The sequence below is a fragment of the Nocardia sp. NPDC050799 genome (assembly GCF_040654015.1).
Classification (GTDB): Bacteria; Actinomycetota; Actinomycetes; order Mycobacteriales; family Mycobacteriaceae; genus Nocardia.
The window spans coordinates 71,202-83,091 of the sequence record NZ_JBFAHF010000034.1; the positions used below are offsets into that span (position 1 = coordinate 71,202).

9 protein-coding genes are annotated in these 11,890 nt (G+C 67.1%); 7 read left to right on the forward strand and 2 right to left on the reverse strand.

The annotated features are described in order from the left end of the window. Positions 1-176: 176 nt before the first annotated feature. The 7 genes from AB0H42_RS28340 to AB0H42_RS28370 all read left to right on the forward strand — a co-directional run bounded on the left by AB0H42_RS28340 (position 177) and on the right by AB0H42_RS28370 (position 8,979). On the forward strand, positions 177-1,496 hold the full coding sequence (locus tag AB0H42_RS28340; protein WP_357061505.1) for an aromatic ring-hydroxylating dioxygenase subunit alpha: 1,320 nt from the start codon (positions 177-179) through the stop codon (positions 1,494-1,496). 42 nt (positions 1,497-1,538) lie between these two features. Continuing rightward, a complete protein-coding gene (locus AB0H42_RS28345; protein ID WP_357061476.1) occupies positions 1,539-3,362 on the forward strand; it encodes an NAD(P)/FAD-dependent oxidoreductase in 1,824 nt (607 codons plus the stop codon). A gap of 29 nt (positions 3,363-3,391) precedes the next feature. After that, complete coding sequence (locus AB0H42_RS28350) at positions 3,392-4,306, forward strand: SDR family NAD(P)-dependent oxidoreductase (RefSeq protein ID WP_357061478.1); 915 nt, start codon at positions 3,392-3,394, stop codon at positions 4,304-4,306. A 2-nt stretch (positions 4,307-4,308) separates the two neighbouring features. Beyond that, a complete protein-coding gene (locus AB0H42_RS28355) occupies positions 4,309-6,015 on the forward strand; it encodes a thiamine pyrophosphate-binding protein (protein ID WP_357061481.1) in 1,707 nt (568 codons plus the stop codon). Then, the gene (locus tag AB0H42_RS28360; RefSeq protein WP_357061484.1) at positions 6,015-7,451 is read left to right on the forward strand and encodes an aldehyde dehydrogenase family protein; all 1,437 of its coding nucleotides are present in this window, start codon (positions 6,015-6,017) and stop codon (positions 7,449-7,451) included. Before AB0H42_RS28355 ends, AB0H42_RS28360 begins: the two co-directional genes overlap by 1 nt. 230 nt (positions 7,452-7,681) lie before the next feature. Then, positions 7,682-8,077: a DUF427 domain-containing protein gene (locus AB0H42_RS28365; protein ID WP_357061485.1), complete on the forward strand. Its 396-nt coding sequence runs from the start codon at positions 7,682-7,684 to the stop codon at positions 8,075-8,077. After that, the gene (locus AB0H42_RS28370; protein WP_357061487.1) at positions 8,074-8,979 is read left to right on the forward strand and encodes an acyl-CoA thioesterase domain-containing protein; all 906 of its coding nucleotides are present in this window, start codon (positions 8,074-8,076) and stop codon (positions 8,977-8,979) included. Before AB0H42_RS28365 ends, AB0H42_RS28370 begins: the two co-directional genes overlap by 4 nt. Here AB0H42_RS28370 and AB0H42_RS28375 read toward each other — a convergent pair whose 3' ends face one another. Both AB0H42_RS28375 and AB0H42_RS28380 read right to left on the reverse strand, forming a co-directional pair. Then, positions 8,980-9,744: a GntR family transcriptional regulator gene (locus tag AB0H42_RS28375; RefSeq protein WP_357061490.1), complete on the reverse strand. Its 765-nt coding sequence runs from the start codon at positions 9,742-9,744 to the stop codon at positions 8,980-8,982. Positions 9,745-9,880: 136 nt separating this feature from the next. Then, positions 9,881-11,182, reverse strand: a complete 1,302-nt coding sequence (locus tag AB0H42_RS28380; protein WP_357061492.1) for a TerD family protein — start codon at positions 11,180-11,182, stop codon at positions 9,881-9,883. Between the last annotated feature and the right edge of the window lie 708 nt (positions 11,183-11,890).

The following is an 11,890-nucleotide window of genomic DNA, read 5'->3' on the forward strand; positions in this document are numbered from 1 at the left end:
CGGACCCGGGGTGGGAGAACGCCATGAGCGAGCGTAGCGAGCGATCAATGGACACAGCCGAGCGTAGCGAGCGATCGATCGACACAGCCGAGCCCTCGCTCGTGCCGGAGCGAAGCGGAGGCCTGAGCGAGGGCGTCGACGATATCGCCACGAACACCGAACCGCTGTCCGCGCCGATGACGATCGGGGTGGAGGCCTACCTCAGTCCCGATTACGTGAAGGCCGAACGCGACAAGCTGTGGCGCAAGGTGTGGCAGCAGGTGGGGCGCATCGAGGAGATCCCGCGGGTCGGTGACTATCTCACCTACGAGATCCTCGACGATTCACTGATCATCGTGCGCACGGCACCGGACAAGATCCGGGCCTACCACAATGTGTGCGCGCACCGCGGCCGGCGCCTGGTCGACACTCCGCCCGGGGAACGCAATGCCCACGGTCGGAAGAAGCAGTTCGTCTGCGGATTCCACGGCTGGCGCTACGACCTCGAGGGCCGCAACACCTTCGTACCGGAACGTGAAGACTGGCCCTGCGGTCTCACCGAGGGCAGAGACGGACTCGTCGATGTGCACGTCGACACCTGGGGCGGCTGGATCTTCGTCAACCTGGACCCGAATCCGTCGGAAACCCTGCGCGAATACCTGGAGCCCGCGGCCACCCTGCTCGCGCCGTTCCAGCTGGAGAACATGCGCTACCGGTGGCGGCGCTGGCTGGTGTTCGACTGCAATTGGAAGGTCGCGCTGGAGGCCTTCATGGAGACCTATCACGTGCCCTACACCCATCCGGAGTTCATGAATTTCGGCATGTTCCTGGGCTGGGCGCGGGCACAGGGAAAACACAGCAATATCGGCTACGACGCGCCGAAGGGCCAGGAGGAGAGCCAGGGCAAGATCCGCCTCGGCCACGGACCCGACGCCCGCAAATCCACCATCGAGTTACAGAACTTCACCTGGGAGAACGCCAACACCAACACCACCTGGACCATGGTGGAGGCGGCGCGCCGGCTCGTCGACGAGCTGCCCGAGGGCACTCCGGGCCCGGAGGTGATGGCGCACTGGCTGGCCTCCGCCCGTGCCGACGACGAGAAACGCGGGGTCGTCTGGCCCACGGTCACCCCGGCCGATGTCGCGGCCGCCGGTACCGCCTGGCAGATCTTCCCGAACTTCCAGATCGGTCACGCGGTGAACAATATGCTCTGCTACAGCGCGCGCCCCTACGGCTACGACCCCGATAAATGCATTTTCGAGGCGGCGGTCTACGAGCTGTTCCCCGAGGGCGAGGCGCCGGAAACGGAGTGGATCCATACTCCGGAGGGCGACCCGGCCTGGCGGACGGTCCTGCCGCAGGACTTCGACAATATGGCCGCGGTCCAGCAGGGCATGAAGACCCTGGGCTTCTCCGGCCCGAAACCGAACCCGTATCGCGAGCGCAGTGTCGTGAACCTGCACCACAACCTCGCGAAATACCTGGGCACCGGCGCACCGCGTGACCTCGCCTGACCCCGGCGTCGCCGGCCCGATCCATCCCACCGAGGAAACCGAATGAACAACTGCGCACCCACGCAGACCCCCGAGATCGACCATGCCGCGCTGCGGGCCAGATATCTGGCCGAACGCGATAAGCGGCTGCGGCCCGAGGGGCAGAAGCAGTACGTGGCGTCCGAGGACGGATTCAGCGACTTCTTCGAAGGCGACCCCTACACTCCGGTGACGCCCCGGGAGCCGCTGACGGAGGAGATCGACGTCGCGGTCCTCGGCGGCGGCTGGGCCGGGCTCACCGCGGGCGCGCGGCTGACCCAGGCCGGGGTCGACGATTTCCGGGTCATCGAACTCGCCGGCGATTTCGGCGGCGCCTGGTATTGGAACCGGTATCCGGGCATCCAATGCGATTCCGACGCCTACTGTTACCTGCCGCTGCTCGAGGAGACCGGGTACATCCCGACCCAGAAATACGCCTACGGCGACGAATGTTTCGAGCACGCCCAGCGGATCGGCAAACATTTCGGGCTGTACGAGAAGGCCATCTTCTCCACGATGGTGAAGTCCCTGGAATGGGACGATTCCATCGAACGGTGGCGGATCGGCACCAATCGCGACGACGATATCCGCGCCCGGTTCGTGGTGCTGGCGCAGGGGCCGTTCAACAAGCCGAAGCTGCCCGGTATCCCGGGGCTGAACGATTTCACCGGCCACACATTCCATTCCGCCCGCTGGGACTACGACTACACCGGCGGCGATATGCGGGGCGGGCTCACCGGCCTCGAGGACAAGAAGGTCGCGGTGATCGGTACCGGGGCCAGCGGTATCCAGGTGATCCCGCATATCGCCCGGTCGGCCGAGCACCTGTATGTCTTCCAGCGCACCCCGTCCTATATCAACGAGCGCGGTAACGTACCCACCGATCCGGAATGGGCGAAGTCCCTGCAACCGGGCTGGCAGTTGCAGCGCCGCCGCAATTTCCACACCGCTGCCTTCGAGGCGTTCGCGCCCGGGCAGCCGGATCTGGTGTGCGACGGCTGGACCGAGGTCAGCCGCAATGTGCAGTCCTATCTCGACGAGAACAATCTCTGGGCGGAGGTCACGCCGGAGAAGTTCATGGAAATCCGGGAGAACCAGGACTACCGGGCGATGGAACGGGTCCGGCAGCGGGTCGACGAGATCGTCGCGGATCCGGAGACCGCGGCGGCGCTCAAACCCTATTACCGGTTCCTGTGCAAGCGTCCCTGTTTCAACGATGAATATCTGCCGACCTACAACCGCGACAATGTGACGCTGGTCGATGTGTCGGCCAGCAAAGGTGTCGAACGGATCACCGCGAAGGGGATCATCGCCGACGGGGTGGAACACGAGGTCGACTGCATCGTCTTCGCCAGCGGATTCGAGATCACCACCGAACTCGACCGCCGCTACGGTATCCATCCCTTCGCCGGCCGCGACGGGCTCTCGCTCTACGAACACTGGGCGGACGGCTACCGCACCCTGCACGGCCTCACCAGCAACGGATTCCCGAACATCTTTTTCACCGGGTTCATCCAGGGCGGTGTCACCGCGAGTACCACCGATATGTTCGATCAGCAGGCCACCCACGCCGCCTACATCATCGGCGAGGCGCTGAACCGGGGCGCCCGGACGGTGGAACCGACCACCGAGGCCGTGGACGGCTGGTGTGCCATCATCCGGGAAACCGCGGTGGACAACAGCAACTTCCAGCGCGAATGCACCCCCGGTTACTACAACAACGAGGGCGAGCGGAACATCCGCTCGCATCTCGGCGAACCGTACTGGCCGGGCTTCTACGCCCTCGAGGACATCCTGCGGAGCTGGCGCGCGACCGGCCGCCTGGAGGGTTTGGCCCTCGGCGAATGACACGCCGCGGCGAAGGGTTAGGAGAAGCGTTGTCCGAGATGCGGTTCGACGAGCGGGTCGCGGTGGTCACCGGCGCCGGTCGCGGCCTCGGCCGGGCCTACGCCCTGCTGCTGGCCGCGCGGGGCGCCCGGGTCGTGGTGAACGATGTGGGCGGCGGTATCCCGGGTGGTGACAGCGATATCGGAGTCGCCGGTGCGGTGGCCGACGAAATCATGGCCGCCGGTGGGCAGGCGGTCGCGAATGCCGATTCCGTCGCCACCCCGGACGGTGGCCGGGCAATCGTGAACACCGCCCTCGACACCTACGGCCGGATCGATGTGCTCGTCCACAACGCGGGCAATGTGCGCTATGCCCCGCTCACCGAAATGAGCTACGAGGATTTCGATTCCGTCCTCGATGTCCATCTGCGCGGTGCGTTCCACGTCGTACGCGCGGCCTTCCCGGTGATGCGGGAGGCCGGGTACGGGCGGGTCGTACTGACCTCCTCCATCGGCGGTCTGTACGGAAATCGGAACGTCGCCAATTACGCCGTCGCCAAGGCGGGCGTGATCGGGCTGTCGAATGTGGTGGCGCTCGAGGGCGCCGAATTCGGGGTGAAATCCAATGTGATCGTGCCCGCGGCGGTCACCCGGCTCGCCGACGGTATCGATACCTCGAAATATCCGCCGATGGAACCCGAACTGGTGGCTCCCGCGGTGGGCTGGCTGGCGCACGAATCATGCTCGGTCAGCGGGGAAATGCTGGTGGCACTGGCGGGCCGGGTGGCGCGGGCCTATATCGCGGAAACCCCCGGCGTCTATCAGCCGGAGTGGTCCATCGAGGACATCGGGGCCCGTATCGACGAAATACGTGACATCAAGGATTCATGGTTGCTGCCGGTCGTTCCGTCGGCCCACAGCGACCATATCGGCCGGAGTTTCGCAATGGCCATGGGAGGTAAGTGAGTATGGCGGTCAAAGTCTACGAACGGATTCTGGATCTCTTCGAAGCCGAAGGTATCGACACCGTCTTCGGCATCCCGGACCCGAATTTCGTGCACCTGTTCCACCTCGCCGACGAACGGGGCTGGAACGTGGTGTCCCCGCACCATGAGGAAGCGGCGGGGTTCATGGCCGAGGCCGTCTCCCGGATGACCGGAAAAGCCGCCCTGTGCATCGGCACCCTCGGCCCCGGCGTCGCCAACCTCGCGGGCGCCATGATGTGCGCCAAGGTGGAGAATTCGCCGGTGATCTTCCTGGGCGGGCAGCGCGCCCGGATCACCGAGCAGCGGGTACGCCGCGGCCGGATCCAGTTCGTGAAACAGTCCGGGCTGTTCGAGCCCTCGGTGAAGTACGCCGCCAGTATCGAATACGCCGACCAGACCGACGAGGTCATCCGGGAAGGTCTGCGCAAGGCGCTTTCCGGGACCCCGGGCCCGGTCTACATCGAATATCCCTCCCATGTGATCCAGGAGGAACTCGATGTCGCCGCACCGCTGCCGCCGCACCGGTACCGCCTGGTGGATCAAACCGCCGGGCAGGACCGGGTTGCCGCGGCCGCCGAACTCATTCGGCAGGCGAAACAGCCGATCCTGCTGGCCGGGCACGGCGTGCACACCGCCCGGGCCGGTGCCGCGGTGAAGGCGCTGGCCGATCTCCTGGCCTGCCCCGTCATCCAGACCTCCGGCGGCACCTCGTTCATCGAAGGACTCGAGGACCGCACCTTCCCCTACGGCTTCTCACCGTCGGCGGTGGACGCCGTCGTGAAATCCGATCTCTGCCTGGCCATCGGCACCGAACTCGGCGAACCCGTGCACTACGGGCGCGGCCGGCACTGGGTCGCCGGGGAGGACGAGCGAAAATGGATCCTCATCGAACAGGATCCCACCGCCATCGGAGTGAACCGGCCGATCGACGTACCCCTGGTCGGCGATCTGCGCGCGGTCGTCCCGCAGCTCACCGAAGCGCTGAAGCACACTCCGCGCACCGCGACTCCCGAACTCGCGCAGTGGATCGAACAGGATGCCTCCCGGCTCGCCGAACTCGCCGAGAGCGCGCCGTCGGGTGGTACGCCGGTCCATCCCGCCCGCCTGGTCGTGGAGGCCACCAAGCATTTCCCGGCCGACGGGATCCTGGTCCGCGACGGTGGCGCCACCACGATCTTCGGCTGGACCTACACCCAGTGCAAACCGCACGATGTGATCTGGAACCAGAACTTCGGCCACCTCGGCACCGGTCTGCCCTACGCGGTGGGTGCCTCGGTCGCCGACGGCGGGAAGCGCCCGGTGCTGATGATCACCGGCGACTCCTCCTTCCAGTTCCAGATCGCCGAGCTGGAAACCGCGGCGCGGTTGCACCTTCCGCTGGTCTGCGTGGTCGCCGTCGACTACGCGTGGGGACTCGAGGTCGGTGTGTACAAGCGCACCTTCGGTCAGGGCTCCCGGGAGACCGCGGTGCACTGGAGCAAGGACACCCGGCTGGACAAGGTGGCCGAGGGTTTCGGCTGCTACGGCGAATACGTCGACACCGATACCGAGATCGCGCCCGCCATCAAACGTGCCTTCGCCAGCGGTAGGCCGGGCGTGATCCATGTCGCCGTGGATCCGAAGGCGAACTCCGAGGAAATGCCCAGCTACGACGAGTTCCGCACCTGGTACGCGGAAGGGATGCAGTGATGCGCGAATACCTGAAGTTCTATATCGGCGGCCGCTGGACCGACCCCGCGGGCGATCGGACCTTCGAGGTGATCAATCCCGCCACCGAGGAGGTGTGCGGGACCGTCGCGCTCGGCTCGGCCGCGGATGTGGACGCCGCCGTTGCCGCGGCCCGCGCCGCGTTCGACGGATGGGCCGCGAGTACTGTCGGCGAGCGGCTGGACCTGTTCGGTGCCATCGGTGCGGAGTATCAGAAGCGCGCCGGTGATCTGGCGGCGGCGCTCACCGAGGAGATGGGCGCTCCGTCGGGGCTGGCCAACGGATTCCAGGTCGACCTCGCCGCCGGACATCTACAGACCGCGACCGAGATACTGCGGAACTACCGCTTCGAGGAGCAACGCGGGGCGACCCTTTTCGTCAAGGAACCCATCGGTGTCTGCGGTCTCATCACCCCGTGGAACTGGCCGATGAACCAGATCGCGGTGAAGGTCTTCCCCGCTCTGGCTACCGGCTGCACCATGGTGCTCAAGCCCTCCGAACGGTCCCCGTTCACCGGGCAGATCTTCGCCGAGGTGCTGGCCGCGGCCGGTGTACCGGCGGGTGTGTTCAACCTGGTGCAGGGCGACGGGCCGAGTGTGGGCGTCCCGCTGTCGTCGCATCCGGAAGTCGACATGGTCTCGTTCACCGGGTCCACCCGCGCGGGGATAGATATCGCCCGCAACGCCGCGGCCACCGTGAAGCGGGTCACCCAGGAACTCGGCGGCAAGGGCCCCAACATCATCCTCGACGACGAGGATCTCGCCATCAATGTCGGCCAGGGCGTGGCGAACATGATGGGCAACTCCGGTCAGACCTGTAGCGCGCCGTCGCGAATGCTGGTCCCGTCGGCTCGGATGGAAGAAGCCGTGGCCGCTGCGCGGGCCGCCACCGAGGGCATCACCGTCGGTGACCCCACCGGCGAGGTCGCGCTCGGCCCGGTGGTCGCGGGGTCCCAATGGGATCGGATCCAGGCCCTGATCCAGAAGGGGATCGAGGAGGGGGCGACCGTCGTCGCCGGTGGTCCCGGCCGGCCCGACGGCCTGGAGAAGGGTTTCTTCGTCAAACCGACGGTGTTCGCGGGGGTGACCAACACGATGACCGTCGCCCGTGAGGAGATCTTCGGCCCGGTGCTGGTGATCATCGGCTACCGGGATGTCGACGACGCCGTCGCCATCGCCAACGACACCGAGTACGGCCTGGCCGGATTCGTCGCCGGCCGCGATCTGGAACAGGCCCGCGCCGTGGCTCGCCGGCTCCGGGCGGGTTCGATCGGTATCAACGGCGGATTCGATTTCGCCGCTCCCTTCGGCGGCTACAAGAAGAGCGGAAACGGCCGCGAATGGGGCGAAGCCGGTTTCGCGGAGTACCTGGAGGTCAAGGGCATTCTCGGATACGCGCCCGAGGCGGCCGGGGCGTAGGCCGTAGGCACGGTGAACAGCCGCTCGGGACCCGGTCGACTCGCCGCCGAACTGCCGCGCACCGGCGTGGTCGGCGACGGCAGCCGGCAGGTACTCGCCGCAATGTCCGACCCTGTACAGCCGGTGGACATAGTCTTGACCACGGGCGCCTACGCGATGCCATGGCCCCGCGCTCGGGTCCGGTGGCCCCGGACAGCGGATATCAGGAGTAGCGAGGATTCGGAGCAGCAATGAGCGAAGTACCGTCCGGCTATCGACAGCGTCCCGACTATCGAGTGGACCTGCTGGCCCGCACCAATTCCTTCACCGCGACCGTCGGTGCGCGGCAGCTGGCGACCAGTGACGCCTGTCTGCTGGTGGACGAGCAGGATCACGGTCTGGTCGTGTACTTCCCGCCCGAGGCGGTGGACACGACACAGCTCGAACCCATCGATCTGCACACCGTGTGCCCGTACAAGGGCGAGGCGTCCTACTGGACGCTGCCGGGCAGCGACCGTCCCTGGATCGCCTGGACCTATCCGCAGCCGCATCCACCGGTCGCCCGGCTGGCCGGTTATATCGCGTTCGACCAGAGTGCCGTCGCGGTGACGATCGGCGCCGGGCGCTATACGGGGGTCCGTTCGTGAGCACGGACCCGGCCGGATCGGCCGGTACGGACGCGCGGGAATCGTCGATGGCGCGAATGATCGAGATCTTCGATATGCGAGCCGATCGCGCCGATCCGGCGCGTTTCCGCGGGCACAGCGACGGCGGCACCAGAAGAGTGGTGGACGGCAGCCAGATACTCGGGCAGAGCATCGTCGCCGCGTCCAGGGCCCTGCCCGGCCGGGCGGTGCGCACCGCGCACGCGCTGTTCGTCTCGGCGGCCGACCCCGATGTGCCACTGGAGTTCACCGTCACGCCGATCAGGGCGGGCCGGAGTTTCGCCAGTGCCACGGTCGGCGTGCGGCAGGGGGCGACGATCCGGACCCACTGCACCGTCCTGTTGGACGCCCCGCAACCGGATCTGGTGCGGTGGGATAAGCCCGCCGGAACGCCGGTCGCCGGCCCCGAAGCCGCCGGTCCGGAGGCGAGCCTGGCACTGCCGGGCCGGGAGGTGCGCATCATCGACTGTGCCGATATCAACGATCCGGACGAGGTGGGCCCACCCGTGGTCGACGCCTGGTTGCGCTACGACGAGGTGCCCGCCGCCGACGAACTCCGTCGCGCGATGCTCGCCCATTTCACCGGTCATCTCGGGATTTCCGCCGCGTTGCGGCCGCATCCGGGGCTGGGTACGGCGCAGGCGCATCACACCCTGTCGACCGCGCCCATCGGGATCGGGATCACCTTCCACGACCCGGTGCGCTGGGATGGCTGGTTGCGCTACCACCACGAGGCGACCTTCGTCGGTGCGGGCACGGCCCATATCCGGGGTCAGATCAGCACCCGCGCCGGATCGCTGATCGCGTCGTTCACGCAGGACGCCATGATCCGCGCGTTCGATACCGGACCGGTGACCGAAATCCCCAGCGCGGCCCGGCTGTAGTCAGCGCCGGCCCGAACCGGACCGGATCGCCCGCTGGGCCAGTGTCGACGACGCGTTGACGATGCCGTCGTCGAACCGCTTCAGCAGCAGTGCCTGGGTGGCGGCCAGATGCGCGCAGGCCATGTGCTCGGCCGCCGACGCCTGCCCGGCGGCGATATCGTCGACGATCTTCTGGTGGGTGCGTACCGCGGCCCGGGCCTGCTCCGGCGACGGATACTCGCCCCGGCCGGTCAGGGCTTCGGCCCAGGCCTCCTCCTGCGCCGACCACAGGGCGACCAGACTGCTCACCACGTAGCGCACCGTCGCGTTCGGGGTGAAGGACACCACGAGATCGTGGAACTCGCGGGCGGTTTGGGTGAAGGCCACCCCGTCGTCGATCACTTCCGCGGATTTCTCGATATTCGCGGTGAGCGCCGGAACCACCACCTCGAGCCGATCCTCGCGGCGCGCGCATTCCGCGGCGCACATGGGTTCGAGCATCTGCAGGCCGGTGGCCAGATCCCGCAGCGTCACCCGGCCGCCCTGCAGGGCCAGCCCGAGATGGTAGGCGGCCGAGGTCTCGTCGGGCCGGTGGACCTCCGCGCCGCCGACATTTCCGCGCCGCACGGTGACCAGGCCCTCGGTTTCCAGGATGCGGATGGCTTCCCGGATCGAGGGATAGGAGACACCGAACTCCTGGACCAGTTGATCCTGGGTCGGCAACCGGTAGTCGTCGGTGCCGTTGAGAATGCGGGTCCGCAGTTCGGCCGCCACGGTCTGGGCCACCCGATGCTGGGTGACCCGTCCCCGCCGTGGGGCCGTCACGAGGACCGCTGCCGGTCGCGAAAATGCACCATGGCGTGAGTTTATCAGTGAACCTATTAGCTCTTAAAAGATTGCAATAGTTGTAAAGATAGAAGCCTCAGGTGTTGTCCGTTTTGAACTGGTTCACCGGGCCCTTGTCCATCCGTACCTCCACCCGTCCGTCCGGATGCAGGACGGCGGCGGGTCGGTGCTCGGAGAAACGCCGGCTGTAGAGCTCGAGCCGCTCGATCAGTACACCCTCCGGACGGTTGTAGACGATGCCCGGCACACAGGTGAAGATCCAGCCGGACTTCTTGGCCTGGTCGGCGGGAATCGACACACTGTCGGCGCCGTTCTCGATCGACAGGGTCACCCGGTACTTGTGGAACGATCCGGTGCCGTTGTTGATCGCCGAATACGCCACCGGGATCACCGCCACGATCTCGGGGGCGAGCCGTACCTCGATGATCTCCTCCGTGTGCCCGCCGCCGCGCTGGATGTCACCGCGGCCACGGTCCCCGAGATGGCGCACCAGATCGCCGTACCGGGGATTCGCCGGAATGCCGGCGGCCGGGAAGGTCGCGACGTGCACGATGTTCCCGTCGGCCAGGACGACCAGCGCGTAGGCCTCGTAGTCGGTGCCGCTGGCCCAGGCCACCCGCAGCCGGACCAGCGGCGCCTTCTCCAGGAGCACCGGCGGCGCGCCCTTGGTGAGAGTGACGGCGCCCTTGGCGAAGTTCACCCCGGGTGCCGGCGAGGTGGTGGGCGGATATGGGGCGGGGCCCGGCGCCGGCGCGGCGAACGGTGCCGCGGGCGGGACCGGAGGCTGTACCGGTGGTGCGGGCGGTGGCGGCGGAGCGGGTTGCGATGGGTAACCGGAGGCCGGGGCGGTGTGCGGGGACACCGGTGGTGGTGCGGCGACCTGCGCGGGAGCCGGTACGTCCTCGTCCACGGTGATACCGAAATCGGTGGCCAGACCGGCCAGTCCGCTGGCGTATCCCTGACCCACATTGCGGATCTTCCAGGCGCCGGTCCGCCGGTACACCTCGGCGAGGACGACGGTCGTCTCGGTGCTGAGCCCGGTGATGGGCAGATCGTAGGTCTCGCCGTCGCGCTCGGCGATCGCGATGCTCAGTGCGATACCGCCGAAGGATCCGGTGTCCACCGAGGCGGCGACCACGAGCCGGTCCGTACTCGCCGCGACCCGCGGCAGGTCGATCTCGATCGCGGCACCGGCCAGCCGGACGGCGCCGTCCGGGGAGGCCGGCTGGTTGTAGAAGACGAAATCGTCGTCGCTGCCGACCTTGCCGTCCGCGCGCAGGCAGAGCACGGTCAGGTCGATACCGGCCGGCGCCGCGGTGATCCGCAACGGGCCGCCTGCGACGGCGACGTTGCCGCCTTTGCTGATCACTCGGGACATCTGTACTCCGGTCGCTCGACTCGGTTGTCCCGTCCAGCCTAGGGTCCCGGCGCTCGCCCCGGTACGGGCTTCCCGGCACCGGGCGCGCGGGCGCTCATCGCTGTGCGCGTACGCACCGGCCCACCCGGCAACAATTTGCACCACCGAGAATTCATTGATTGCCGAGCCGGAATCGAAATGGATATCCTTCGGTACGCCGAAACGGGGGTCGATAGTGAAAAGAGCTGCGCGCCGGCACCTCCCCCGCACACCGCAACTACGGCCGCAGCTGCAACGATCCGCCGGACATCCATGCTGGTCTTCATCTCGCCCTCCCAAAACTGTGAAGAGCTTCCTTCGCTCACCATTGGATGTTCGTAAGCCAGAATCGGTTTCACTGGCCCACAACAAAATCAGGTGCACCGGCCGTCTGCCCGACAACATCGCCACGGCCAAGGTGAGGCGTTCCTTCAAGCCCTCATGGCGTCTATTTGGGGTACAGCCCAGATAGACAGCAAAGCTCAGATAGACAGCAAACAGCTGCCTCATGGTGGTCTGGCGGGATCGAGCCTCTTGCGCTCCGGTTCCGGACTGGCCGACCGTGCGTGTGGTGGTCGCGTCCGAGGCGGCGGGTTAGGCCGCGTTTCATAAGCCGTGGCCGGATAACCACAGGTTGATTGCGGCGACGCGGACCGTGGCCAGGTAACGGACAGCGAGTTTGTCATAGCG